Below are 25,182 nucleotides of genomic sequence, written 5' to 3' on the forward strand. Positions count from 1 at the left end.
CTGCGTAGGGCGGGTGAAACCCGCGTCTTGCATCGCGGGTTTCACCCGCCCTACTTCGACATAAGGATTTTCCATGGACCGCTACGGCGTATTCGGCAACCCCATCGGCCACAGCAAGTCGCCGCTGATCCACCGCCTGTTTGCCGCACAGACCGGCCAGGACCTGTCCTACGAGGCTCTGCTGGCGCCGCTGGACGACTTCCCCGGCTTTGCCCGCGCCTTCTTCGCCGAGGGTCGCGGCGGCAACGTCACTGTGCCGTTCAAGGAGCAGGCCTATCGCCTGGCCGACGAGCTGAGCGAGCGCGCCCGCCGCGCCGGCGCGGTGAATACCCTGCAGAAGCTCGACGATGGACGCCTGCTCGGCGACAACACCGACGGCGCCGGCCTGGTTCGTGACCTGACGGTGAATGCCGGGCTCGACCTGGCGGGCAAACACATCCTCCTGCTCGGTGCCGGTGGTGCCGTGCGCGGCGTGCTGGAGCCGCTGCTGGCCGAACGACCACAGAGCCTGACCATCGCCAATCGTACGGTGGAGAAGGCCGAACAGCTGGCTCACGAGTTCGCCGACCTCGGCCCGGTAGCCGCCAGTGGCTTCGACTGGATCAGCGCGCCGGTCGACCTGATCATCAACGGCACCTCGGCCTCGCTGGCCGGTGAGCTGCCACCGCTCGACCCGAGCCTGATCCGGCCCGGCCACACGGTCTGCTACGACATGATGTACGGCAAGGCGCCGACTGCGTTCAACCGCTGGGCCGCCGAGCATGGCGCGGCGCGTTGCCTCGACGGCCTGGGCATGCTGGTCGAGCAGGCTGCCGAAGCCTTCTGCGTCTGGCGTGGCGTGCGCCCGGACAGCGCGCCGGTACTGGCCGAGCTGCGTGCACAGCTGAGCTGACATGCCCTACCTGCTGGTCGTCACCGCGCTCTGGGCCTTTTCCTTCAGTCTGATCGGCGAGTACCTGGCCGGGCGGGTCGACAGTGACTTCGCCGTGCTGGTGCGGGTACTGATTGCCGCCCTGGTGTTCCTCCCCTTCACCCTCTGGCGCGGCCTGCCGCGACGGATGCTGGCCGGCTTCTGGCTGGCCGGGGCGCTGCAGTTCGGCATCACCTACCTGTGCCTGTACCGCAGCTTTCAGGTGCTCACGGTGCCCGAGGTGCTGCTGTTCACCGTGCTCACGCCGATCTACGTGACGCTGCTCGATGATGCCCTGGCTCGCCGCTTCAGCCCCTGGGCGCTGCTCGCCGCGCTGGTGGCGGTGGGCGGCGGGGTGATCATCCGTTTCGACAAGCTGGAAGGCGATTACCTGCTCGGCTTCATTCTGCTGCAGATCGCCAACGCCACCTTCGCCGCCGGCCAGGTGCTGTGCCGCCGGCTGCTGTTGCACTACCAGCCGACGCAGCCGCTGCACCGTTTCTTCGGCCATTTCTTCCTCGGCGCGCTGGTGCTGGTGTTGCCCTCCTTCCTGCTGTTCGGCAACCCTGACAAGCTGCCGCAAACCACCGTGCAGTGGGGCGTGCTGGTCTGGATGGGCTTGTTCGCCACGGCGCTGGGCCTGTACTGGTGGGTCAAGGGCAGCACGCGGGTGGACGCCGGCACCCTGGCGATCATGAACGAGCTGCACGTGCCGGCCGGCCTGCTGGTCAACCTGCTGATCTGGAACCGTGACTTCGACCTGCCGCGTCTGGCCGCTGGTGCCGCGGTCATCCTCCTGGCCATGGGCCTGTTGCGCCTGGGCCGCCGTAGCGCGCCCGCGCTCGCCTGAGGCGCAGCGCACACTTATACTCACGCCATTCGCCAGCAGGGATCGCCAGGCATCACTCGACCGTGCGGATCCCGACCGTGAAAAAAATGCTTTCCTTCGCCGGCCTGTTGCTGGCCTGCCTGACCCTCACCGCCCCCGTCACCCAGGCGGCGCCACAGACCCAGGAACTGGCCTCCGGCAGCGCCCTGCTGGTTGATCTCAACAACAACCAGGTCCTCTACTCCAGCAACCCCGACCTGCAGGTGCCGATCGCTTCGGTGACCAAGCTGATGACCGCCATGGTGGTGCTGGACGCCAAGCAGCCGCTGGATCAGCAGCTGCCCATCGTCATCAAGGACGTCCACGAGATGCGTGGTGTGTATTCGCGCGTACGCATCGGTAGCCAACTGAGCCGCCGCGACATGCTGCTGCTGACCCTGATGAGTTCCGAAAACCGCGCCGCCGCCAGCCTGGCCCACCACTACCCGGGCGGCGTGCCGGCCTTTGTCGCGGCGATGAACGCCAAGGCCCGCGCCCTGGGCATGAACCACACCCGCTACCGCGAGCCCACAGGCCTGTCGGAAGGCAACGTGTCTACCGCCAATGACCTGGTCAAGCTGATCAAGGCCGCCGGCCAGTTTCCGCTGATCGGCCAGTACAGCAGCACCCGCGAGCACGTCCAGCAGTTCAGCAAGCCGCGCTACAGCCTGGGCTTTCGCAACACCAACAGCCTGGTGCACAAGGCCAACTGGAGCATCCAGCTGACCAAGACCGGCTTCACCAACGCCGCCGGTCACTGCCTGGTGATGCGTACGCAGATGGCCGGCAAGCCGGTGGCCTTCGTGGTCCTGGATGCTTTCGGCAAATACACCCACATGGCTGACGCCAATCGCCTGAAGAAGTGGCTGGAAACCGGCCAGGTGAGCCAGGTGGCGCCGGCGGCGCTGGCCTACAAGAAGCAGAAACAGGCTGAGCGCGCACGCACCATGCAAGCCGCGCAGTAAGGTCGGCAGACAGCAAAAAGCCCAGCACGAAGCTGGGCTTTTTTGTGCTCACCGTCCTGTCGGGGGCAGTGCTGTGCAGAGGTGTCTGGTGCCTCGCCAGCAACCCCAATAGTCCATCGAAGGCGGGGCAATTCGGGTTGGGTTTTTATATCTCAGCCACACACACCTTGTTTCGTCCCGAATGTTTCGCCGCGTAGAGCGCCTTGTCGGCAGCATCGATCAGCGCAGTGCCTTCCAGCTCGGCACATGACGCTACGCCCGCACTCAGGCTGACACTGAAATCCCCCACTTCACTGGAAAACGCTATTCCGGAGAATTGCTGGCGAATTTCGTCCAGTATCTGTACGGCTTGAGCGGCACTGCACTCGGGCAGTACTGCGAGGAATTCTTCGCCGCCGTAACGGCCAATGCCGTCGACTCTGCGCAGCCGCTGCCTGAGCAGGTTGGCCAGTGCCCGAATGACGTTATCGCCCACCGCATGGCCGTATGAGTCGTTGACCTTCTTGAAATGGTCGATGTCCAGCATGACCACACTTGCGGGCTTGCCTGTGCGCAAGGCTCGTTCTTGCTCGACGGCAACCTGCTCCTTGATGTCCGCGTGCTTCAGCAGCCCCGTCAGACTATCCCGTGACAATGCATTGCTCAGCAGCCTTGCTCTCTGGGCTCGAGCAAACACCGTGGTGATCAGGCTTTTGTCGGATATCGGCTTAGTGATGAAATCATCACCGGCCTTGAGCAGGGCATTCATCTGCAGGCCGATATCGGTCTCGGCCGACAGATAGATGATCGGCATTCTGATCCAGTCGTCGTGGAAGCGAATCATCTGCGCCAGCTCAGTTCCCGAGCAGCCCGGCATATTCACATCCAGCAGCAGCACCTCTGGGCTGAACTGAGCAATGGCTTCGAACAACCGGCTCGGCTCACTGACCACCTCCGCCAGCATGTTGGCGCTGCCCAACACCAGTCGGTAATGACTGGCCAGCTCATAGTCATCATCCACGATCAATACGCGGTATGGCGTTCCGCCCTGCTGTGCGAAACATTGCTCAAGGCGACTCTCCAGCTTGGCCACATCAACCGGTTTGCTGAAAAAGCCGACGGCCCCCAGGCGTGCCGCCTGTAGCTGGGTAGCGAAGTCATCCTGCGTCGTCAGTACCAGCAGCGGAGGCACTTGCGGGAGATGAGCCAGCAGTGAAGCCGCATATTCCAGGCCGCTCTGGCGATCATTACCAAGATTGACATCGACAATCAGTGCGTCCGGGCTCTGCTGAGCTATCGCCTCATCCAGTTGGCGAGTGCAGGTGAAGTGGCGGGCTTGGTAACCGAAGGTCGAGAGCGTGCGCCGGATGCTCTCGCCTACATTTTCCTCATCCTCGAGTATGTAGATGAGGCGGGGGGCCTCCTGAGAGGCGCTATTGCGCGGCTGCGCGACAGCGGCCGGGGCTGGCGTCGCCATGGCAGAGAGATCTGAAGTGCCTGCCAGTTTCTGGAGCTGATCGATAAAACTGTCAATCCCCTTGCGCTGCAGCTCCAGGCTGCTGAGCCATTGCTGCGACTGCTGTTCCAGTAACCGAGCCTGATGCCCCAGGTCCTTGAAACCAAAGGTCCCGGCACTGCCAGCCAGCTTGTGCAGCTGTTCGCGCAGATCCTGCAAGTACGCAATCTGCTCCGTGGGATCGGTGGAACGTTGTAATTGCTGCGCCCTGTCTGCCAGCTGCGGCAACTCTTCCTCAAGGCGTTTGGCGAACTGTTCGCCCAACAGCTGCAGCTGGGCGTGCAGGTCAGCCAATTGCTTCTGTCTATCCATTCGAGCGGCTCCAAATGGCGCGTATCTGACTCGCCAACTGCATGGGGTCGAAGGGTTTAATGATGACGTCACGTGCACCCAGGCTCAGGTAGTGCTCGATTTCCGGAGGCTGGACCTTGGCGGTCATAAAGGCGACTGGAACCACGTCGATATCGACCAGCGCTACCAGGCGCTCCAGCGTTTGCGGGCCGTCCATGCCGGGCATCATGACATCCAGCAGAATAAAGTCCGGCGCAAAACCCGCCACCTTGTCGAGTGCTTCCTGGCCACTGCTGCAGCTCAGCACTTCGAATCCGCCGACAGCCTCCAGAGCCACCTTGGCAACGGCCTGAATGGAGGGGTCGTCCTCCACATGCAATATGCGTTTCAGCTCAGGCATGGGTATCCCCTTTGGTCGGTAGCAGGCGAGCGAGCACATTCAAGAATGCCCGCGGTTCGGTTCGAGATTTTGCCAGTGCCGCTTCGACAGAGCTTAGCTGTTCCGTCGACAGCTCTGTCGAGGACAGTACCACTATCGGCAGCCCCGGGTGGGACTGGTGGATCTCTTCGATTAGGCTGGAGCCATTGCCGTCTGGCAGGAGCAGATCAAGCAGCACCAGATTCCATGAGCCGCGTGCCAGCTGCTGGCGGGCCTCCACGAGAGTGCTGGCCCCCACAAATTCCGCAAGATTTCTGGCCTGCTCGGCAACCACCCTGCGCAGATCAGGGTCATCCTCGATATGCAGAATGCGCGGTTTGCCCTGCACGTTGTTGAGCGCACGACGCAGGCCGCTCAACAGCCGATGCGGGTCAATGGGTTTATCCAGCCAGTCCACCAGGTGGATGCCGCCCTGCAGATTGAGGCGGCCGTGCTCGGCTGCTGCGGAGATGACCATAACGGGCAAGTCTCTCGTGCGCTCTGCACGCTGAATCTCCAGTAATATCTCAAATCCGTGGCCGTCAGGCAGGCGCAAGTCCAGGGTCACGGCGGCCACGTCATGTGTTGCCAGGATATGCCGCGCCTCAGCCAGGTTTTCAGCCAGCAGCGCCCGATACCCACCCTCTTCCAGCAGGGAGTGCAACAGCCGGGCTATGTCCTGATCGTCCTCCACCACCAGGATGATTGGGCGCTGCATCTCAAGCAGTGGAAGGCTCTCGGCCAGTACCGGGAGCTCGAACCAGAAGGTGCTGCCCCGGCCCTCATGGGAGTCGAAACCCACCTGCCCGCCCATGCGCTCAATGAGTTCCTTGGTGATCGCCAAGCCAAGTCCGGTGCCACCCTTTTGCCTTTGATCGCTGCTGTCTGCCTGGGAGAACTTCTGGAAAATGTGCGAGTGGAAATGCTCGGGAATGCCCCGCCCAGTGTCGGTGACGCTGACCCTGACGCGCCCATCCCGTAGCGTGCCGTGCACCCGCACCACCGCGCCAGGCGTGGAAAACTTGATGGCGTTGGATAGATAGTTGGCGAGCACCTGCTGCAGCCGAAGCGCATCGGCGCGCACGGTGATGGTGGGCATGCTGTCGAGCACCAGCTGCACCTGGTGCTGCTCGGCATAGGAGGCATTGCTGAGCAGGGCTTCACTGAGCAGTTGGCCCAAATCAAGGCTGGTGAGTTCGAAGCTGAGCTTCCCGGCAGCCAGCTTGTCCATGTCCAGCAGGTCGTTAATCAAGTGGGAGAGCCGCTGGCTGTTCTGCTGGGCAATCTCCAGCATGGGTCGCATGCTCTCGGGCACGGTGCCGAGAGCGCCGCCGTTGACCAAACCCAAGGAGCCCGAGATCGAGGTCAGCGGCGTACGCAGCTCATGGCTGACCGTCGATACGAAATCATTCTTGAGCTGTTCAATGCGCTTCTGCTCGGTGAGATCCATCGCAGTGCCGCTGGCACTGAGCATGCGGCCCTCAGGCGAGCATTTAATCAATGCGCGCAGCAGCACGTGGAGTGGCTGGCCATCCTGGCGTATCAACCGGCATTCGTGATTGAGGTAATGCTCCATGACTCCTGCGGGGGCCACGAGTTGCTCACGCAGCGCGGCGACATCGTCAGCGTGAACCAGCTGCAGAAGGTCCTTGAGGGGCGGCTGAGGCCCCTGGTCGGGATATCCGAGCATCCGCCAGGTATGCGCCGAGGCAAAGAAGCGACCCGCCTCGATGTCCTGGTCCCACCAGCCATCATGCCCCCCCTGCAAGACGCGCTGGAGTCTTGCTTCGCTGTGGCGCAGCTGGGACGTCATGTCGCTGGCCAGGGCGATGGCCCGTTGCTGGCCGTTGGCAAGCACCTGGGTCAGAAGGAACAGCAGCAGGCTGATCACACCGCCCAGGCCCAGCAAGAGCCCCTGGCCTTGCTGGAAGCGCTCGTAGAAATCAGGCTGCGCATAGAAGCTTACATAGACGGGCTGGCCAAACAGCTCCAGCAACTGGGTGCGTGAAGGCTCGCCTGCCGTTTCAAGGCGCGGGTGGCTGAGGAAAATCCGCTGTTCAGCAGAGGCTGTCGCGCCGGTGTAGAGGGCGAAGTCGATCTGCAAATCCCGACTGTCGAGCAGGGCATTCATCAGGTCGGTCACGCGGTAGGGGCTATACACGAAACCGCGTAACGCCGCCCAGCGTTCGGCGCTTGAATCCAGCTGAGCCCCCGGCTGATAGACGGGTACGTACATCAGCAAGCCCGCTTGCACCGGCCCGTTATTCTCCTGGAGGAGCGTGACCTTGCTGCTCAGCTGGGCAAGGCCGGTTTCCGCTGCCCTGACCATCGCGGCTCGTCGCGTGGGCTCGGAAAACATGTCATAGCCAAACGCCGCCAGGTTGCGCCCCGAAAAGGGCTCCAGATAGGTGATCGAGGTATACAAGTCGCGCTTGCCAGCCGGCTTGATGGCGAACTCGGCAAAGCCTTCCTGGCGCACGCTCTGCTCAAACGCATGCAACTGATCTGGTTGCACGGCCTGGCTGTAACCAAGCCCGAGAATGCCCGGATAGTTGGACTCCAGATCCAGGCGTTGGACATAGCGCCGCCAATCGTCCCGGCTGACGTCGGCGCTGGCGTCAAACAGGCCTGCCGCCCCCAGGAGTATCTGGCGATGGTTGCTCATGCGCTTCTCGATCGCCTCCAGCACCTCATCGCCCAGTTGCTGGAACTCCTCAGTTGCAGCTTTCTCCTGGATGGTGCAAAGCGCATACCAGGCCCCCAGCGTGGTCAGCAAACCACACAACAGCACCACGAAAGGCATCCACCTGGGTCCTTTGGCCACCGCATGTTCAAGTATCGTCATTGCGTTTCATCCTGACGTGGAGCTGGTAGCTCAATCCAAAAAACAGTGCCGCCCTCCGGGCGCGAATAAAAGCCAATGGCACCGCCCATGCGCTCCATCAGCTCCTTGCTGATGGCCAGGCCCAGCCCGGTGCCGCCTTTCTGCCGGCGGTCACTGGCATCGGCCTGGGCGAACTTCTCGAAAAGCCGATCGGCAAACTCGGCAGGAATGCCAGGCCCCTGATCCACCACCGAAACCCTGATCTGCCCCTCTAGTGATTGACCTGAGAGCAGCACCTGGCCTCCAGCTGGCGAGAATTTCAGCGCATTGGACAGCAGATTGCTCAGTACCTGCTGCAAGCGCAGAGGGTCCGCCACGACCTGCACTGCCGGGCCGCCGATGTAGCTGAGCTGCACCTCATGCTGACGGGCGAACCCCTGATGGTTGCTGGCACACTCGGCGAGAAAGCTGTCGAGCTCCAGTTGTTGCGGAATAAAGCTCATCTTGCCCGCGAGCAACTTGTCCATGTCCAGCAGGTCATCAATCAGCTGGCGCAGACGCTGGGTATTGCTTTGGGCAATCAGCAGCATCTCGCGCATGGCGTCCGGCACAGGGCCCAACGCCTCGCCATTGATCAAACCCAGCGAGCCGGCAATGGAGGTCAGGGGGGTGCGCAGCTCGTGGCTGACGGTCGAGACAAACTCGTTTTTCATCTGCTCCAGGTGTTTTCGCTGAGTGATATCGGTGATGAAGCCATGCCAGAGAATGCTGTCGTCGGCACGTTGCTGCGGCATGGCTCGGCCTTCCAGCCAGATGGGCCCCTTGGTGGGATGCAGGAAGCGGTACTCCTGCTGCCAGACGCTGAGGTTTTCCGCTGAGGCCTGGATGCTGCTGGTCACGGCGGGAAGGTCGTCCGGGTGGATGCGCGCGAACACGATGCTCGCATCCTCTCGCACCTCTTCGGGCTGCAGTCCGTACACGTCCTGTAGCCCCTCGCTGGCGTAGGGGAAACAACTGCGGCCGTCGGGATGCAGCTGGAACTGATAGACCACACCCGGCAGTTGCCCGGCGATGTGTTGCAAGCGCTGCAGGGCTTCCTCGCGGTAGCTCAGGTCATTGAGGATGCACAGATAGCCCAGCTGCGCATCACCATCCATGGCAATCGGCGTCAGGCTGAACAGCACGGGAATGCGCTGTCCCTTGCGATGCCGGGCACTCAACTCATGCAGGCTGGTCTGTCCATGACTGCCGTTAAAGGAGGGGCTGGCAGGATCATGCCGCAGCTGACGATCTTCATCCGGTAGCACCAGTTGCAGGCTATGGCCACTCAGGGCATCCGCCTCATAGCCCAGCAGAGGACGCACGCCCGGACTGGCCTGGCGGATCACGCCCTCCATGTCGGTGACCAGCACCGCAGTCCCCACACTGCTCAGAATCGCCTTGTGCAGCGCCGCCTGCTCACGCTGACGGCGCGTCTGCAAGCGCAGCTCGAACAAGTGGATAGTCTGCTGCGCGAGCAGGCCGAGCGCTGCCTTCTGTTGTGCATTGAGTTGCCGGGGCTGGCGATCAATCACACACAGGGTGCCCAGGTTATGGCCCTCACCGTCAGCCAGTGGCATGCCTGCATAAAAGCGAATATCCGGGGCGCCGGTCACCAGTGGGTTGTCCCTAAAGCGTGGGTCGAGCTGGGCGTTTTCCACTTCGAACAGGCTTTCGCCGTTGATCGCATGCGCACAGAAGGCCAGCTCTCGCGGGGTTTCACGGGCGTCCAGCCCCTGCCGACTCTTGAACCACTGACGCTCGGCATCGACCAACGAGATCAGCGCAATAGGGGTTCCGCAGATTTGCGCCGCCAACGCGGTGATGTTGTCGAACATGGCCTCGGCAGGCGTATCGAGCAGCTCAAATCTGAGCAGGGCGGCGAGCCGGCTGCTCTCATTCGATGGCGTGGGAGGATGGCCTGGAGCCTTGCGTTTCGTCATACCTTGACCACCTGATTGGCAATGGGCAGCTCGAACCAGAAGGTGCTGCCCAGGTGTTCCTGCGATTCGTAACCCATGCGTCCCGACATGGCTTCAATCAGCTCCTTGCAGATGGCCAGTCCCAACCCGGTGCCGCCCTTCTGCCGGGCATCGCCGGCATCCGCCTGAGAAAACCGGGTGAATATCCGGCTCTTGAATTCGTCCTTAATGCCGATACCCCGATCCTTGACACTGACCCGCAGCCAGTCGTGATCGACACTTGCCTTGACTGTTACGACCGATCCGGGCGGGGAGAACTTGACCGCGTTGGAAATCAGGTTGGCCAGGACCTGGGCCAGACGCTGGCTATCGAAGGCGGCGTTGACCTCCAGAGGGTTGCCGACCAGCTCAAGCCCAACCTGATATTGGTCGGCATACGGCTGGTTGTGCGTCACGGCATCCTCTAGCAGCGGCCAGATGGGCTGCTCGCGGATGTCGTAGCGCATTTTCCCGGCCATCAGTTTTTCCATGTCGAGCAGGTCGTTGATCAGTTCCTGCAAGCGCGAACTGTTGGCTTGCGCGATGTGCAGCAATGACTGCATCGCTGGCGGAACCTCGCCCAGCGCTCCGCCGTTGATCAGGCCGAGCGAGCCCGCGATGGACGTCAGGGGGGTGCGCAGTTCATGGCTGACGCTGGCAATGAACTCGCGCTGCAACTGCTGAAGGCGCAAACGCTCGGTGATGTCCTGAATATGCAGGATGCAGAGTGCTTCGCCGGTCACCGACTGCCCAAGCCAGGAGGCACTGCATTCGACGTCGACAGGGTTCTGCTCTGCATCCAGCAGCCGTATCCACCAGCCCAGCCGCGACTGTCCGGAGGCTTGGGCGAGGTGTTGGTGCAACAGTTCACGGTCACTCGGCAGGCAGAAATCAGCCAGTACCGCGCCGACCAACTCCTTGTGGCTGCGCTTGAGAAGTTGGCGCAGCGCCTGGTTGGCTTCCAGCAGATACCCCGAGGCGTTGAGCATGGCCATTCCCTGTGGCGCCAGGTCGAAGGCTCGCATGAAATCCTGCTGGCTCCTGCTCAGCGCCTGAGCCAGGCTTGCTCTGCGACGGTGCAGGTGCATCATCCAGGCTGCCAGGCAGGTGATGAGCAGGGCCATGCTCCAGCCCAAAGCCCTGGCCAGGCCTAAAGCAACCCGCGGTTGGGATGTACTCGAAACCTGCAGTTGCCATTGCGCTCCGGCCAGCGATACCGGCAGGCGAACCTTGCCGGCCGAGGCTGCTGGCGGGGCATCGAAGGGTAGCAGGGCAATCGCGAGATCACGCCGACGTGCCAAGGCGTCCAGGTAAGCCATGAGCCGGTCGTAATCAATCACCGTGCTGATCAGCCCCCAGTAGCGTTGATCCTGCAAATACACCGGCACCCTGTAGACAAGACCCCTACCGCCCTGCACCAGATTCAGGGGGCCATCCAGCTGCGGCGCTCTGTTTGCGATGATCTGCTGAACCTGCGGCCACTGCTCGGCAAGGTCGGGGTAGTAAAGCCCCAGCGCGGACTCGTTTCCTGCAAGCGGGTAGAGGTAAGCAATCCGGTTATCCGGCGCCAAGCCGATATTGCGGATATAGCGTCCCTGGGTGAGCAGTCCACGCAGCCAGGGTTGCAGTTCGGTCGCGTCCAGGCGGCCCTGCTTGGCCGGTATGTAACTGGCCAAGCCGCTGGCGAGGTGCAGCGTGGCATTGAGTTCGGCCAGCAGAACCGCCCTCATTTCGTAGCCCTGGGCACGTAGAAAACGCTGCTCTTCCTGATCCCTGTACTGGTTGTAGCGCCACAGCCCAAGCTCCACCAGGCCGCCCATGAGCAGCAGTGTCGCCAGCAGCCATATCCAGGTAATGACGCTTGGGGTGTGGCTGGGCCGGATCAAGGCGTTTGCTCCACGGGCAGCTCCACCCAGAAGACCGTGCCCTGACCCTCGACGGATTCAAAGCCGATGGCTCCCGCCATGCGTTCAATCAGCTCCTTGGTGATCGCCAGCCCCAGGCCTGTCCCGCCTTTCTGCCGGGTGTCCGTGGCATCAGCCTGTGAGAACTTGCCAAAAATGCGCGAGCGAAAGGCCTCAGGAATCCCCACGCCAAAGTCGCGCACGCTGATGCGCACCCGCGTTTCGGTCAGGGCTGCAGAAACCTCAACATCAGCGCCCGGCGCAGAGAACTTGGCCGCATTGGAGAGCAGGTTGGCCATGATCTGATCGAAGCGCTGCCTGTCCACCCGCACTTCGACATCCAGTGGCGGCGGCTTCAACTGCAGAGTCACCGAATGCTGAGCGGCATAGGGCTGGTTCTGTTCCACGGCCGTCTCCAGCAGCGGCCAGAGTTGCAGGGTGTGCAGATCAAGCGTCATTTTGCCGGCCACGAGCTTGTCCATGTCCAGCAGGTCATTGATCAAACCTGACAAGCGCTGGCTGTTGCTCTGGGCGATACGCAACATTTCCCCCATCTGTGCAGGGACCTCACCCAAGGCCCCGCCATTGATCAGACCGAGCGCCCCGGCAATTGAGGTGAGCGGTGTGCGCAACTCGTGGCTGACGGTGGAGACGAACTCGTTCTTCATCCGCTCGATGCGCTTGCGCTCGCTGATGTCGCGGATCACGGCGATAAAGCGACGCTGCCCCTGCAGGGTGATCTGCGACACCGCGAGCTCCATGGTGAACAACTCGCCATTGCGCCTCAGCCCAGGCAATTCCAGGTCCTTGCCCAGCATGCGCGGCACGCCACTCTTGCGGTAGGCCAATAGGAAATCATCAGGCTGATCGCGGTAGTGCTCGGGCATCAGCAATTTAACGTTTTGCCCTGCCACCTCTGCTTTCCGGTAGCCGAAAATCCGCTCGGCAGCCGGGTTGAAGGTTTCAATGTGCCCGCTCTCGTCGAAGGTCACGATGGCGTCAATGACGTTGTCCAGCAGGGTGCTGAGGTACTCTTCACGCTCGCGCAGGCGCTTATCGGCTTCGAAGCGATCCGTGATGTCCTGAATCTGTGACACGAAGTGCAGGGGCAAGCCCTGAGCGTCGCGGACCAACGAAACACTGAGCAGAATCCACAGCACGTTGCCGCGCTTGTCGAAGTAACGCTTCTCCAGCTGGTAGTCGGCGATCACGCCCTCCACAAGCTGCTGCAGAAGCGCCAAATCCTTGGCCAGGTCATCGGGATGTGTAATGTGCTGAAAGTCGAGCTGCAGTAATTCCTCACGGCTGTACCCCAGCATGCGACAGAGGGCGTCATTGACCTCCATCCAGCGCCCGTCAAGGTCGACGATGGCCATGCCCTGGGGGGCGGTATTGAATGCGCCACTGAAGCGCCGCTCGCTCACGCTCAGTGCATCCTCGGCAGCCTTGCGGTCTCTGATGTCCCAGATAAAGCCGGATACCCAGAGCAGCTCACCGTTGGCGCCATACTCGCCCCGCCCCTGCTCGCGCACCCAGACGCTGTGACCGTCGACATGCTGGAGCCGGTAGGTCAGCTCAAATTTTTCATGCCGCTCAATGGCTTCGACCGACTGGTAGGTGATGTGCAGATCATCAGGGTGCACGACACTGGAGAAGCTGCGCACACGGTTATCAATGAAATCACTGGCCGGAAAGCCGGTCAGGGACGCGACCTCATCGCTCATGTAACGCATGGTCCAATCGGCATCGTTTTCACAGCGATAGACAACCCCGGGCAGGTTGGCCACCAGCTCCCGGAAACGGTTCTCGCTCTCCTGCAACGCGCCAGCAGTGGCCTCCAGCTCGGATATATCGCTGGCAATACCCAGAAAACCGGAGGGCGAGCCCTCCCGGTCGAAGATGGCACTCACCGTCAGGTTTACCCGGCGCCGGGAGCCATCCTTGTGTACGTAGGTCCACTGCCGTGTCTCGGGCTCCCCCTGTCGCGCCAGATGGACGAAAACCTCGAAACCGCTGATTTCGCGACCTACCAGCTGGGAAAGCTCGCGGCCTCGTTGCTCCACCTCTTCACCCAGGTGGATCAGGGCCGGAGTCTGCAGCCCAACCACTTCCTCTGCCTGATAGCCCAGCAGGCGTTGAGCGCCGCGGTTGAACAGCGTAATCAGCCCATCAGGGTTGGTGGCGATGACACTGACGCCGGTTGCCGAGTCGAGAATGGCCTGCAGTTGCGTACTGGTGCGATGGGCCTGCTCCTGCTGCTCGCGCATCTCGGTGATGTCGGCATGGGTGCCATACATCATCAAAGGCTTGCCGTCAGCGGTCCAGCTGACTACCCGCCCGCGGTCATGCACCCACACCCAGCGGCCCGACTTGTGGCGCATACGGCACTGAAAGTCATAAAAGGGCGTTTCGCCCCTGAAGTGGCGCTCCAGGCGGGCGCCTGACTCGGTGAGGTCATCGGGATGGGCGTGGTTCAACCAGGTGTTGATGTCGACGGGGGCCAGTTCTTCAAGGCGGTAGCCGATGATCTCCGCCCAGCGTTCATTGAAGGTGGTTTCCCCGGTCTGAACGTTCCACTCCCACGTACCAATGTTGGTGCCGTCGATGATGCACTTGAGGCGTTCTGCCTGCTCTGCAAGGGCTTCATCGGTTCGTTCTTGTTTGGACGTCTCTCGCATTCAAAGCCCCACTACTGGCAGGTGCAGTCAAATAGCTTAGATGAACCCTGAATCGCCCCGGCTTCTGTGGCGAGGCTGTCATGGCCTGATCTGGAGACAGCTTGCCCCAGACTCGGCAGGTGCAACGGGTTGGCGCTGCATAAAACAATAAGCCCGCACGGCGCGGGCTTGTTGGGGGGCATAGCACTGCTTGAAACGGGATGACTGGTGCCGGAGACAGGAATCGAACCTGCGACCTTCGCGTTACGAGTGCGCTGCTCTACCGACTGAGCTACACCGGCGTGGCTGGCAAATTAGCAGTTGGTTGCGGGCCGGGCAATTGCCTTGCGCGGTTGCTCGGGCATTGCCTGGTGAACGCGGGGGGCGCTGGGTTTCGCGGCGCTCTACCCAGCCTACCCTGAGCCCGCCGGGCTAGAGGAACCAGCGGTACTCCCGCGCGCTGATGGCGTGCATGAACTGCAGGTGATCCTGGCGCTTGTTCTCGCTGTAGACGAAGACGAACTCGCTACCGAGCTTCTCCTTCACCACCTCGTGGGAGGCCATCTGCGCCACGGCGGTGAGCATGTCCTTGGGGAAGTCGATGCCGCTTGAGCGATCTTCGTTGAGTGGGGCGATGGGCTCCAGGCGCTGCTCCAGGCCGTGCTCCATGCCGCTGAGGATGGCCGCCAGCACCAGGTAGGGGTTGGCATCGGCGCCGGCCAGGCGGTGTTCGATGCGCAGGTTGCGGCCGTCCGACTCGGGGATGCGGATGCACGCGTCGCGGTCCTCGAAGCCCCAGCTGGCCTTGCTCGCCGAGTTGACCATGGCGCCGTAGCGGCGGAAGGCGTTGTGGTTGGGGGCGAAGATCGGCATGCAGTGCGGCAGCAACTCCAGGCAGCCGGCCACGGCATGGCGCAGCGGGCGTTGCTCGTCCTGGTCGAGCAGGTTGCGGCCGTCGCGGTCGTACAGGCTGACGTGCACGTGCATGCCGCTGCCCGGTGCGTCCAGGTAGGGCTTGCTCATGAAGCTGGCCCTGTACCCATGTTTCATCGCCACGCCGCGAGTGCTGCGGCAGAACAGGGCGGCCTGGTCGGCGGCGTGCAGGCCATCGTTGCAGTGGGCGAAGTTGATCTCGAACTGGCCCGGGCCGAGTTCGGCGGTGATGACGTTGGCGCCCACGCCCTGCTCCTGGGCCGCTTCGACCATGTCGTGCAGCACCTCGGAGAAGCGCGACAGGCGCTCGATGTGCATGTTCGGCTGGTCGTCCTCGTCGCCGGTCAGCGGGTCGCGCGGGAACTGCGGCAGGCCGCTGTCCAGCGTGCGATCGAACAGGTAGAACTCCAGCTCGAAGGCCACCACCGGGCGGATGCCCTTGGCCTGCAGACGTTTGAGCACCCTGGCCAGCACTTCGCGTGGCTCGAACTCGATGGGCGCCTCGGTGCCGTCGGAGCTGATCAGCATCTGCCCCAGCGGCTGCTTTTCCCAGCGCACTGGCTTGAGGCTGCCGGGGATCAGGCGGCGTGGTGCATCCGGGTCGCCGTCATTGAAGCAGTAGTCGCCGATCGGGTGCAGGCCGCCCTGGGCGCCGAGCAGCACGCAGTTTTGCGGCAGCTTGAGCGGGCCGCCGGCAGCGACCTTCTCCAGCATGTCGAGGGGGTAGCGCTTGCCGTAGAAGTGCCCGGGAATGTCCAGGCAGATCAGGTCGACGTAGCGCACGTCGGGGTGGGCGGCGCGGAAGGCGCGCACTTCGCTGAGCAGGTCGGGGAATGGAGATGTCACGTTCTTGTCCTTGTTTTCATCAATACCCGTCAAATGCGGATCAGAACCGTCACGAGCGAAGGGCAGGCAAGGCGCAGGCTGGCGAGGGCGCGGAGCTTACGAGTGGTAAGTGAGCAGCACTCACTTTGTTCGCCCTGGCGGGCCGCCTTCCAGGCGTTCGGTGGCAAGCCACCGTCCGAGCCAGCGTGCAACGCCGCCTGACCGAGCGCAGTAGGTTCTGGCCGCATTTCAGGTGAAGACCCAGAGCACTCTTGTGGGGGAATCGGTGAGGTTGGCGTAGCGGAACTGGGCGTGCGGTGGCAGCTGGAAGCTGTCGCGCGGGCCGAGGGTGACCGGTTCGGCATCGTCGCCGTACCAGACAGTCAGCTCGCCTTCGAGGACGAAGCCGCCCTGCTCCGAGCTGTCGTTGAGATGGCCTTCGCCGCTGGTCGCGCCCGGTTCGAGGAAGCTTTCCAGCATGGAAAAGCCGCCGGCCATGCCCGGTGAGGCCAGCACGTCGGTGATGCCGCCGGCGTAGTAGAGGGTGCGGCGCTCGTCCGGGCGGGTCACCCAGCGCACCGCGCGCGGCTTGCCGGGGTTGTAGAAGTAGGTGGTCGGTACGCCCAGCGCCTCGCTGATGGCGGTGAGGTCGGCCACGGTCGGGCGCGACAGGCCGCGCTCGACCTGGGAGAGGAAGCCCACCGAGCGGCCGATGCGCTCGGCCAGTTCGCCCAGGGTGACGTTCTTGTGTTTGCGCAGGTCGCGCACCAGGATCGCCAGGCCTTCGATTTCGTCCTGTTTTTCCATGGGGATGTCCTTCTGGCGTAGCCCGGATGCAATCCGGGGGCGGTTGTCCCGGATTGCATCCGGGCTACGGGTATTGGGTCAAAAGAGATCGCGCAGCCGGTACCAGGCCTTGCCCACCGCCTCGATGGGCGCGGCCAGCAGGTCGCCGCCGGGGAAGCGCGGGTTGTCCAGGCCCTGGTACAGGTTGAGCAGCTCATCCTCGCCGAGGATGGCGTCGCTGACCGCACGGGCGGCGGCCAGGGTGGGCAGGATGCCGTGGCCGGAGAAGCCCTGCAGCCAGTACTTTTGGCCGTCGCGGCCGACATCCGGGGTGCGGTGCAGGGTGCAGTCGATATGCCCGCCCCAGCCGTAGTCGATCTGCACCCCGCGCAGCTGCGGGAATACGCGTTCCAAGTAGGGCCGGGTCGCCGCCGGCACGTCCTTGGGGATGCCGCCCAGGTAGGTGCAGCCGCCGCCGAACAGCAGGCGGTTGTCCGGGGTGACGCGGAAGTAATCGGGGACGAACTGGTTGTCGATGGCGCAGGTGCCCTTGGGGAACAGCGAGCGCGCCAGTTCGGGGTCGAGCGGCGCGGTGGCCACCTGGTAGGAGCCGACCGGCAGCAGGCGTTTGGCCAGGCCGCGATCAAGGTCGTCGACATAGGCGTTGCAGGCCAGCACCAGCACGTCGCCGCGCACTTCGCCGTGCTCGGTGTGGACGCGGTAGCCGTCGCCGCTTTGCTGCCAGCGGGTGGCCTTGCTCTGCTCGAAGATGCGCCCGCCGTGGGCTTCGAGGGTGGCGGCCAGGCCCTGGGCCAGCTTCAGCGGGTTGAGGTGGGCCGCGCCGGCGTCATGCAGGGCGGCCAGGTAGCGCGGGCTGGCGATCCATTCCGGCAGTTGTTCCTTGGCGATAAAGCTCATCTGCCGGTAGCCGTACTTGTGCTCGGCTTCTTCCAGGCTTTCCTGCAGCTGCCGCACCCGGCGCGGCAGCACGGCGGTGTACAGGGCGCCGGTGCGGTAGTCGATGTCGAAACCGTGGCGCAGCGGCAGCTGGCGCATCTCGTCGGCGGCCCAGGTCATGCTGTCCCACAGGCGCTTGGCGCGCTCCAGGCCGAGTGCCTTCTCCAGCGGCGGCATGTCACAGGACCAACCCGGCAGCGCCTGGCCACCGTTGCGCCCGGAAGCGGCCCAGGCCAGGCGACTGGCTTCGAGGATCACCACCTTCTTGCCGGCCAGCGTCAGGCGCAGGCCGGTGTGCAGGCCGCTGAAGCCGGCGCCGACGATCACCACGTCGCAGTCGAGCGACTCCTGCAGGCGCGGGCGCAGGGGAATCTGGCCGTAGGTGCCGGCGTAGTAGGTGCCAATGTGTTGGGCGGACTGCTTGAACATGGTGGCCTCATGAAATTTGTTCTTATGAATTTCATGAAAAAATACACAATAAAATTCACAAGGCCAAGACTGCTCGGTCAGTTTTTTGCCCAGTCGTGCGTTACCAGGCTGGCGCTCAGGTAGTCGAGGAAGCAGGTGATGCGCGCTGCCAGCGCGGTGTTGCGGTAATACACCGCGTTGATCGGCTGGCGCCGCTCGCTGCGGTGGCCGGCCAGCACTTCCACCAGGGCGCCGCTGGCGCGATCCCGGTCGGTCATGAAGTCCGACAGGCACACCAGTCCGGCGCCGGCCAGGGCCAGCTGGCGCAGGGTCTCACCGCTGGAGGCGCGCAGGGTTGGGGTGATCGCCAGGCTGTCGCCCTGGGCGTGGCGCAGCGGCCAGCTGTTGAGGTGTTCCAGCTGGGTGAAGCCGAGCAGATCATGACCGCTCAGGTCGTCTGGCCGCTGCGGTGTGCCTCGGGTGGCCAGGTAGGCGGGGCTGGCGAGTATGCGCACCGGGCTTTGCCCCAGCGGCCGGGCATGCAGGCTGGAGTCGCGCAGCGGGCCGATGCGGATGGCCAGGTCGGTGCGCTGCTCCAACAGGTCGATGTTTTGCTCGTTGCTGGTCAGTTCCAGCTCGATTTGCGGGTAGCGCTGGCGGAATCCCGCGACCAGCGGCACCAGCACGTGCAGCATGAAGGGCGTGGCGGCATCGACTCGCAGGCGTCCAGCCGGCACCTGGCGGCGCAGGGCCATTTGTTCTTCGGCCTCATCAACCGCGGCGAGGATGCGTCGGGTCTGGGTGAGGAAGGCGGCCCCCTCATCGGTCAGCTCCAGGCGCCGGGTAGTGCGACGCAGCAGGGTGACGCCGAGCTTGTCTTCCAGCCGACTCAGGGCGCGGCTGATGCCTGAAGCGGTCTGCCCCAACTGATCGGCGGCGGCGCTGATGGAGCCTGCGTCGACCACTTGGGTGAAGGCCAGCAGCTCGTCCAGGGTGGTTTTCACTGATGATTCCTCGGCAGCAATGATGAGCGGATTGTTCGCCTTGATTCACGAGTCTGTGCCCACCGGCCCATGCCTGCAACGCTTCGGCGACGGTTCTTGCCTGGATGCGACACTGCCGGCCCGGAGGCGTGCGGTGCCTGGTCGGGGCGGCTATCCTGCCGATTTTCACCGTCAGGGGCAGGTCATGCAGATTCGCAGCGATTTCGACAGCGGCAATATCCAGGTGCTGGACGCCAGCGACCCGGCCCGGGTGCGCCTGGCCATTCGCAAGGACTTCGCCAGCGATCACTTCCAGTGGTTCCACTTCCTCGCCGAGGGCCTGACGCCGGGGCAGACTCACCGTTTCACCCTGGAGAACGCTCCGCAGTCCAGCTACAAAAATGCCTGGACCGGCTACCGGGCGGTGGCCAGCTATGACGGCTCGGACTGGTTCCGCGTGCCCACCACCTATGACGAAGGCGGCCTGCATTTCGAACTGCTGGCCGAGCACAGCAGCGCCCGCTTCGCCTACTTCGAGCCCTACTCCCGCGCCCGCCACGCCCAGCTGCTGGTCAAGGCGCTGGCGCTGCCCAACGTCGAGCTGCTGGCCTGCGGCAGCAGCCTGCAGGGGCGCGAGCTGCCGCTGCTGCACGTACGCGGCACGGCCGCCGCGCCGCGCAAGGTCTGGCTGATCGCCCAGCAACACCCGGGCGAGCACATGGCCGAGTGGTACATGGAAGGACTGATCGAGCGCCTCGGCCGGGATGACGACGAGCTGCGCGCCCTCCTCGCCCAGGCCGACCTGTACCTGATGCCGAACATGAACCCGGACGGCGCTTTCCTCGGCAACCTGCGCACCAACGCCGCCGGCCAGGACCTCAACCGTGCCTGGCTGGCGCCCTCGGCCGAGCGCAGCCCGGAAGTGCTGTTCGTCCAGCAGCAGATGGCAGCCATCGGTGTGGACTGTTTCCTCGATATCCACGGCGACGAGGAAATCCCCCATGTGTTTACCGCCGGCTGCGAAGGTAATCCCGGCTTCACCCCGCGCCTGGACGCGCTGGAGCAGGAATTCCGCCAGCGCCTGATGGCCATCGGCGAGTTCCAGGTGGCCCAAGGCTACCCGCGCGACCAGCCGGGCCAGGCCAACCTGGCGCTGGCCTGCAACTGGGTCGGGCAGACCTACGACTGCCTGGCCTACACCGTGGAGATGCCGTTCAAGGACCACGACGACAGCCCGCAGCCGCGCACCGGCTGGAACGGCGCGCGTTCCAAGCGCCTGGCGGGCGATGTGCTGACTGTCCTGGCGGCGCTGGCCGGCAAGCTGCGCTGAGCGCTTTGGCCGAATCGCAATGCATTCAGTCACCTCCGGCGCCTGCAATACACGGGCGCTGATGGTGCAATCGGGGCGATCCCAACAATGAGCGTCCCGCCATGTCCGAGACCCGCACCCGCATCGCCGACCTCCTCAGCCGCGAGGAAATCCGCATCCTCACCCAGCGCTGCGACTGGCACGGCGCCTGGGCCGTGTTTTCCACCTGGGGCGTGCTGGCGCTGACCTTCGCCGCGCTGGCCTGGGCCCAGGCGCATCTGCCGCTGTGGGCCTTCGCCCTTGCCCTGCTCGCCGGCCTGGCGGTGATCGCCGGGCGCCAGCTGTGTCTGGCCATCCTGCAGCACGATGCGGCCCACGGCACCCTGTTCAAGAGCAAGTGGGGCAACGACGTGCTGGCCGATTGGCTATGCGCGCGACCGGTGAGGAACGAGCTGCACAAGTACCGCGCCTATCACCTGGTTCACCACGCCAAGACTTCCAGCGAGCAGGACCCGGACCTGTCGCTGGTGGCCGGCTTTCCCACCACGCGTACCTCGCTGCTGCGCAAGCTGGCGCGCGACCTGTTCGGCGTCACCGGGCTCAAGTTCATGCTCGGTCGGGTGCTGATGGACGCTGGCGTGCTCAAGTGGACGGTGGCCAACGACGTGCAGGTGCTGCCCCAGGACGGCCGCCGCTGGTGGGACTATCCGCTGACCTTCCTGCGCAATGCCGCCGGCATGCTGATCACCAACGGCCTGCTGCTGGCCGCCTTGTGGGCCTGCGGCGAAGCCTGGCTGTACGGCGTGTGGGCGCTGGCCTATGTCACGCCGTTCCCGCTGTTCATCCGCATCCGCTCGATGGCCGAACATGCCTGCCTGGAACCGAGCCGCGACACCCTGCGCAACACCCGCACCACCCGTGCCGGTTGGCTGGCCCGCGCCTTCGTCGCGCCGATCCGGGTCAACTACCACATCGAGCACCACCTGATGGCCTCGGTGCCCTACTTCCGCCTGCCGCAGTTGCACGCGTTATTGCGCGAGCGCGGCCTGACCCCGGAGCCGCCGAGCTACTGGCAGGTGCTGCGACTGGTCAGCAGCCGCTGAGTCGGCCACCTGCACTAGCGACTGTCTCTATCAGGCCGACTCCGCGCGTCGCGGCGAGCACCTGCAGGAGGGGCCTTGGCCGCGACTGAGGCCGCACAGCAGCGACGCCGCCAAACTCCTCCTCCAGACAGTGCTGGGCTGTTTTCTGCGGGAGCCACTGTCTTCAACGCGGCCCGAGTCGCGGCCAAGGCCCCTTCCACACAAAGTAGCTGCCGCTGAAACGAAAAAGCCGCCCGAGGGCGGCTTTTTCTGTTGCGGGGCGAACTCAGCGACGGGCGCCGCGCACGCCTTCGGCCAGCTGGGCGCACAGGCTGAGCACGCCGTCGATGGCCTGGGCTGGCGACTCCGCCTTGGCGACCTGGTCGACCAGCGCCGAACCCACGACCACGCCATCGGCGCGGCGCGCCACGTCGGCGGCGTGCTCGGGGGTGCGGATGCCGAAGCCGATGCACAGCGGCAGGTCGGTATGCCGGCGCAGACGGGCGACAGCCTGTTCGACGTGCTCCATGGTCGCCGCGCCGGCACCGGTCACGCCGGCCACCGAGACGTAGTAGACGAAGCCCGAGCTGCCGTTGAGCACGGTGGGCAGGCGCTGGTCGTCGGTGGTCGGGGTGGTCAGGCGGATGAAGTCCAGACCGGCGGCCTGAGCCGGCTCGCACAGCTCGTCGTTATGCTCCGGCGGCAGGTCGACGATGATCAGGCCGTCGACTCCGGCCTCTTTCGCGTCGGCGATGAAACGCTCGACGCCGTAGGCGAAGATCGGGTTGTAGTAGCCCATCAGCACCAGCGGCGTGGTGCTGTCGGTGGCGCGGAAGTCGCGAACCATCTGCAGGGTCTTCGGCAGGTTCTGCTTCGCCGCCAGGGCACGGATGTTGGCCAGCTGGATCGCCGGGCCGTCGGCCATCGGGTCGGTGAAGGGCATGCCCAGTTCGATCACGTCGGCGCCGGCGGCCGGCAGGCCCTTGAGGATTTCCAGGCTGCTGGCGTAATCCGGGTCACCGGCGGTGACGAAGGTCACCAGCGCTGCGCGGTTCTGTTGTTTCAGCTCGGCAAAGCGGCTCTGCAGGCGGCTCATGCGTGCTTCTCCTGTTCGCTCATGTGGTGCATCACGGTCTGCATGTCCTTGTCGCCGCGGCCGGACAGGTTGACCACCATCAGGTGCTCCTTGGGCAGCTTGGCCGCGCGCTTGAAGGCTTCGGCCAGGGCGTGGGCCGACTCCAGCGCGGGGATGATGCCTTCCAGGCGGCAGCACTGGTGGAACGCCTGCAGGGCATCGTCATCGGTGCAGGGGACGTACTGGACGCGCTTGATCTCGTGCAACCAGGCGTGCTCGGGGCCGACGCCCGGGTAGTCGAGGCCGGCGGAGATCGAGTGGGCATCGGTGATCTGGCCGTCGGCGTCCTGCAGCAGGAAGGTGCGGTTGCCGTGCAGCACGCCCGGCGCGCCGCCGGCCATGCTGGCGGCATGCTTGCCGGTGTCGATGCCGTGGCCGGCCGCTTCGACGCCGACGATCTGCACGCCGTGGTCATCGAGGAAGGGGTGGAACAGGCCGATGGCGTTGGAGCCGCCGCCGATGCAGGCGACCAGCGAATCGGGCAGGCGGCCTTCCTTCTGCAGGATCTGCTCACGCACTTCGTTGCCGATCACCGCCTGGAAGTCGCGGACCATGGCCGGGTACGGGTGCGGGCCGGCGGCGGTGCCGATCAGGTAGAAGGTGTTGTCGACGTTGGTCACCCAGTCGCGCAGGGCTTCGTTCATCGCATCCTTGAGGGTGCCGGTGCCGGCGGTGACCGGGATTACCTCGGCGCCCAGGAGCTTCATGCGGAACACGTTGGCCTGCTGGCGATCGATGTCGGTGGTGCCCATGTAGACCACGCACTGCATGCCGAAGCGCGCGGCCACGGTGGCGGTGGCCACGCCGTGCATGCCGGCGCCGGTCTCGGCGATGATGCGCTGCTTGCCCATGCGCTTGGCCAGCAGGATCTGGCCGATGCAGTTATTGATCTTGTGCGCGCCGGTGTGGTTCAGGTCTTCGCGCTTGAGGTAGATCTTCGCCCCGCCGAAGTGCTCGGTCAGGCGCTCGGCGAAGTACAACGGGCTGGCCCGGCCGATATAGTCGCGCTGGAAGTAGGCCAGCTCCTCGAGGAAGGCGGGGTCGGTCTTGGCCTTCTCATACTCGGCCGCCAGCTGGTTGATCAGCGGCATCAGGGTTTCGGCGACGAACTGGCCACCGAAGCGGCCGAACAGGCCCTTGGCGTCGGGACCGCTGCGGAATGAAGTCATGTCTGGCTCCTGGCGGGAGTGGCTAATCGGGTGATGGCGCCATTCTACCCCTGGCTGCCGGTCTGAAAAGCGATTAGATTGCGCTAACCTGTCAGAAAAACTCACCAATGCCATGAGCCGAGAACTGCCCCCGCTGAATGCCCTGCGTGCCTTCGAAGCCGCTGCCCGCCTGCAGAGTGTCAGCCAGGCGGCGGAAGAACTGAGCGTTACCCATGGCGCGGTGAGCCGGCAAATCCGTGCGCTGGAGGAACAGCTTGGCCTGGCCCTGTTCGTCAAGGATGGCCGTGGCGTAAAACTCACCGATGCCGGCGTGCGTCTGCGCGATGCCGCCTCCGATGCCTTCGAGCGCCTGCGCGGCGCCTGTGCCGAGCTGCGCCAACGCCAGGACGACGCGCCCTTCGTGCTCGGCTGCCCCGGCAGCCTGCTGGCGCGCTGGTTCATTCCGCGCCTGGATCGCCTCAACCGCGAGCTGCCGGAGCTGCGCCTGCAGCTGTCGGCCAGCGAGGGCGAGCTGGACCCGCGCCGCCCCGGGGTGGACGCCACCCTGTGCTTCGCCACGCCGCCCTGGCCGGCGGACATGCAGGTGTTTGAGCTGACCCGAGAGCGCATCGGCCCGGTGCTGAGCCCGCGCTACGCCCGCTTCGCCGAACTGGCCGAGCGTCCCGCCGCCGCCCTGCTCGGCGAGCCGCTGTTGCACACCGCCTCGCGCCCGCAGGCCTGGCCGCAGTGGGCCCAGGCCCAGGGCCTGGACCCGGCGGCGCTGCGCCAGGGCCAGGGCTTTGAGCATCTGTATTACCTGCTGGAGGCCGCCGCCGCCGGGCTCGGCGTGGCCATCGCGCCGCAGCCGCTGGTGGCCGACGACCTCGCCGCCGGTCGCCTGGTCGCGCCCTGGGGCTTTGTCGAAAGCCCGGCGCGCCTGGCGCTGTGGGTGCCGGGGCGCAGCCGCGACAGCCGCGCCGAGCGCCTGGCGCAGTGGCTGGGTCGGGAGCTGGGCGGCTGAATCTCGACTAGCCTCAGACAGGCATCCATCCGCCCGAGGAACAGCGCATGTCTGACCACCGCACCTACAAGAAGATCGAAATCGTCGGCACCTCCAAGCTGAGCATCGAGGATGCCATCGCCAACGCCCTGGCCGAATGCGCCAAGAGCGTGCGCAACATGGACTGGTTCGAGGTGGTCGAGACCCGCGGTCATATCGTCGACGGCAAGGTGGCGCACTACCAGGTCGACCTCAAGGTCGGCTTCCGCATCAGCAACAGCTGA

Annotated in this window: 19 protein-coding genes and 1 tRNA gene; 7 read left to right on the plus strand and 13 right to left on the minus strand. The window is 64.5% G+C overall.

The features are described 5' to 3' along the window. Window positions 1-73: 73 nt before the first annotated feature. The 3 genes from aroE to pbpG all read left to right on the plus strand — a co-directional run bounded on the left by aroE (window position 74) and on the right by pbpG (window position 2,743). Window positions 74-892, plus strand: a complete 819-nt coding sequence (gene aroE, locus ACF8C6_RS18125; protein ID WP_392500552.1) for a shikimate dehydrogenase — start codon at window positions 74-76, stop codon at window positions 890-892. A gap of 1 nt (window position 893) precedes the next feature. Next, on the plus strand, window positions 894-1,760 hold the full coding sequence (locus tag ACF8C6_RS18130; protein WP_392500554.1) for a carboxylate/amino acid/amine transporter: 867 nt from the start codon (window positions 894-896) through the stop codon (window positions 1,758-1,760). A gap of 86 nt (window positions 1,761-1,846) precedes the next feature. Continuing rightward, window positions 1,847-2,743: a D-alanyl-D-alanine endopeptidase gene (gene pbpG / locus ACF8C6_RS18135; protein WP_392500616.1), complete on the plus strand. Its 897-nt coding sequence runs from the start codon at window positions 1,847-1,849 to the stop codon at window positions 2,741-2,743. Window positions 2,744-2,888: 145 nt separating this feature from the next. Here pbpG and ACF8C6_RS18140 read toward each other — a convergent pair whose 3' ends face one another. The 11 genes from ACF8C6_RS18140 to ACF8C6_RS18190 all read right to left on the minus strand — a co-directional run bounded on the left by ACF8C6_RS18140 (window position 2,889) and on the right by ACF8C6_RS18190 (window position 19,245). Further along, entirely contained in the window at window positions 2,889-4,550 is a 1,662-nt protein-coding gene (locus ACF8C6_RS18140) for a diguanylate cyclase (protein ID WP_392500555.1), read from the minus strand. Beyond that, window positions 4,543-4,929 carry a response regulator gene (locus ACF8C6_RS18145; RefSeq protein ID WP_392500556.1) on the minus strand — a complete coding sequence of 129 codons (387 nt, stop codon included), beginning with the start codon at window positions 4,927-4,929 and terminating at the stop codon, window positions 4,543-4,545. Before ACF8C6_RS18145 ends, ACF8C6_RS18140 begins: the two co-directional genes overlap by 8 nt. Then, a complete protein-coding gene (locus ACF8C6_RS18150) occupies window positions 4,922-7,792 on the minus strand; it encodes a CHASE domain-containing protein (protein ID WP_392500558.1) in 2,871 nt (956 codons plus the stop codon). The genes ACF8C6_RS18145 and ACF8C6_RS18150 overlap by 8 nt, the downstream gene beginning before the upstream one ends. Beyond that, window positions 7,789-9,753 carry an ATP-binding protein gene (locus ACF8C6_RS18155; RefSeq protein ID WP_392500560.1) on the minus strand — a complete coding sequence of 655 codons (1,965 nt, stop codon included), beginning with the start codon at window positions 9,751-9,753 and terminating at the stop codon, window positions 7,789-7,791. The genes ACF8C6_RS18150 and ACF8C6_RS18155 overlap by 4 nt, the downstream gene beginning before the upstream one ends. Continuing rightward, window positions 9,750-11,657, minus strand: a complete 1,908-nt coding sequence (locus ACF8C6_RS18160) for an ATP-binding protein (RefSeq protein ID WP_392500562.1) — start codon at window positions 11,655-11,657, stop codon at window positions 9,750-9,752. Before ACF8C6_RS18160 ends, ACF8C6_RS18155 begins: the two co-directional genes overlap by 4 nt. Beyond that, window positions 11,654-14,353, minus strand: coding sequence for a PAS domain S-box protein (locus ACF8C6_RS18165; RefSeq protein ID WP_392500564.1), 2,700 nt, complete (start codon window positions 14,351-14,353; stop codon window positions 11,654-11,656). Before ACF8C6_RS18165 ends, ACF8C6_RS18160 begins: the two co-directional genes overlap by 4 nt. Before the next feature lie 205 nt (window positions 14,354-14,558). Continuing rightward, window positions 14,559-14,634: transfer RNA gene (locus ACF8C6_RS18170), tRNA-Thr, on the minus strand. A 130-nt stretch (window positions 14,635-14,764) separates the two neighbouring features. Further along, window positions 14,765-16,111: a glutamine synthetase family protein gene (locus tag ACF8C6_RS18175; protein WP_392500566.1), complete on the minus strand. Its 1,347-nt coding sequence runs from the start codon at window positions 16,109-16,111 to the stop codon at window positions 14,765-14,767. Between the two features lie 228 nt (window positions 16,112-16,339). Continuing rightward, entirely contained in the window at window positions 16,340-16,897 is a 558-nt protein-coding gene (locus ACF8C6_RS18180) for a helix-turn-helix domain-containing protein (RefSeq protein WP_392500568.1), read from the minus strand. Window positions 16,898-16,975: 78 nt separating this feature from the next. Next, complete coding sequence (locus ACF8C6_RS18185) at window positions 16,976-18,262, minus strand: NAD(P)/FAD-dependent oxidoreductase (RefSeq protein WP_392500570.1); 1,287 nt, start codon at window positions 18,260-18,262, stop codon at window positions 16,976-16,978. 77 nt (window positions 18,263-18,339) lie between these two features. Next, window positions 18,340-19,245, minus strand: a complete 906-nt coding sequence (locus ACF8C6_RS18190; RefSeq protein WP_392500572.1) for a LysR substrate-binding domain-containing protein — start codon at window positions 19,243-19,245, stop codon at window positions 18,340-18,342. Between the two features lie 184 nt (window positions 19,246-19,429). Between ACF8C6_RS18190 and ACF8C6_RS18195 the strand changes: the two genes are divergently transcribed. Together ACF8C6_RS18195 and ACF8C6_RS18200 are read left to right on the plus strand one after the other, a co-directional pair. After that, window positions 19,430-20,554: a M14-type cytosolic carboxypeptidase gene (locus ACF8C6_RS18195; protein WP_392500573.1), complete on the plus strand. Its 1,125-nt coding sequence runs from the start codon at window positions 19,430-19,432 to the stop codon at window positions 20,552-20,554. A gap of 101 nt (window positions 20,555-20,655) precedes the next feature. Beyond that, window positions 20,656-21,636: a fatty acid desaturase gene (locus tag ACF8C6_RS18200; protein WP_392500575.1), complete on the plus strand. Its 981-nt coding sequence runs from the start codon at window positions 20,656-20,658 to the stop codon at window positions 21,634-21,636. Window positions 21,637-21,901: 265 nt separating this feature from the next. Here the strand turns inward: ACF8C6_RS18200 and trpA are convergent, their stop codons facing one another. Both trpA and trpB read right to left on the minus strand, forming a co-directional pair. Next, on the minus strand, window positions 21,902-22,711 hold the full coding sequence (trpA, locus tag ACF8C6_RS18205) for a tryptophan synthase subunit alpha (RefSeq protein WP_392500577.1): 810 nt from the start codon (window positions 22,709-22,711) through the stop codon (window positions 21,902-21,904). Continuing rightward, window positions 22,708-23,919, minus strand: coding sequence for a tryptophan synthase subunit beta (gene trpB, locus ACF8C6_RS18210; RefSeq protein ID WP_392500578.1), 1,212 nt, complete (start codon window positions 23,917-23,919; stop codon window positions 22,708-22,710). The genes trpA and trpB overlap by 4 nt, the downstream gene beginning before the upstream one ends. 112 nt (window positions 23,920-24,031) lie before the next feature. On the opposite strand from trpB, the gene ACF8C6_RS18215 reads away from it, so the two are divergent. Then, a complete protein-coding gene (locus tag ACF8C6_RS18215; RefSeq protein ID WP_392500579.1) occupies window positions 24,032-24,919 on the plus strand; it encodes a LysR family transcriptional regulator in 888 nt (295 codons plus the stop codon). 47 nt (window positions 24,920-24,966) lie between these two features. Further along, the gene (locus ACF8C6_RS18220; RefSeq protein ID WP_076423465.1) at window positions 24,967-25,182 is read left to right on the plus strand and encodes a dodecin; all 216 of its coding nucleotides are present in this window, start codon (window positions 24,967-24,969) and stop codon (window positions 25,180-25,182) included.

Origin of the sequence: Pseudomonas sp. zbq_18, assembly GCF_043102245.1 — a bacterium.
Classification (GTDB): domain Bacteria; phylum Pseudomonadota; class Gammaproteobacteria; order Pseudomonadales; family Pseudomonadaceae; genus Aquipseudomonas.

Excerpts from the sequence above, each read along its gene's own strand:
- ACF8C6_RS18145 (WP_392500556.1), bottom strand. The coding sequence starts at position 4,929 with ATGCCTGAGCTGAAACGCATATTGCATGTGGAGGACGACCCCTCCATT.
- ACF8C6_RS18150 (WP_392500558.1), bottom strand. The coding sequence starts at position 7,792 with ATGACGATACTTGAACATGCGGTGGCCAAAGGACCCAGGTGGATGCCT.
- trpB (WP_392500578.1), bottom strand. The coding sequence starts at position 23,919 with ATGACTTCATTCCGCAGCGGTCCCGACGCCAAGGGCCTGTTCGGCCGC.
- ACF8C6_RS18200 (WP_392500575.1), top strand. The coding sequence starts at position 20,656 with ATGTCCGAGACCCGCACCCGCATCGCCGACCTCCTCAGCCGCGAGGAA.
- ACF8C6_RS18185 (WP_392500570.1), bottom strand. The coding sequence starts at position 18,262 with ATGTTCAAGCAGTCCGCCCAACACATTGGCACCTACTACGCCGGCACC.
- aroE (WP_392500552.1), top strand. The coding sequence starts at position 74 with ATGGACCGCTACGGCGTATTCGGCAACCCCATCGGCCACAGCAAGTCG.
- pbpG (WP_392500616.1), top strand. The coding sequence starts at position 1,847 with ATGCTTTCCTTCGCCGGCCTGTTGCTGGCCTGCCTGACCCTCACCGCC.
- ACF8C6_RS18165 (WP_392500564.1), bottom strand. The coding sequence starts at position 14,353 with ATGCGAGAGACGTCCAAACAAGAACGAACCGATGAAGCCCTTGCAGAG.
- ACF8C6_RS18220 (WP_076423465.1), top strand. The coding sequence starts at position 24,967 with ATGTCTGACCACCGCACCTACAAGAAGATCGAAATCGTCGGCACCTCC.
- ACF8C6_RS18195 (WP_392500573.1), top strand. The coding sequence starts at position 19,430 with ATGCAGATTCGCAGCGATTTCGACAGCGGCAATATCCAGGTGCTGGAC.
- ACF8C6_RS18155 (WP_392500560.1), bottom strand. The coding sequence starts at position 9,753 with ATGACGAAACGCAAGGCTCCAGGCCATCCTCCCACGCCATCGAATGAG.
- ACF8C6_RS18215 (WP_392500579.1), top strand. The coding sequence starts at position 24,032 with ATGAGCCGAGAACTGCCCCCGCTGAATGCCCTGCGTGCCTTCGAAGCC.
- ACF8C6_RS18180 (WP_392500568.1), bottom strand. The coding sequence starts at position 16,897 with ATGGAAAAACAGGACGAAATCGAAGGCCTGGCGATCCTGGTGCGCGAC.
- ACF8C6_RS18140 (WP_392500555.1), bottom strand. The coding sequence starts at position 4,550 with ATGGATAGACAGAAGCAATTGGCTGACCTGCACGCCCAGCTGCAGCTG.
- ACF8C6_RS18130 (WP_392500554.1), top strand. The coding sequence starts at position 894 with ATGCCCTACCTGCTGGTCGTCACCGCGCTCTGGGCCTTTTCCTTCAGT.
- trpA (WP_392500577.1), bottom strand. The coding sequence starts at position 22,711 with ATGAGCCGCCTGCAGAGCCGCTTTGCCGAGCTGAAACAACAGAACCGC.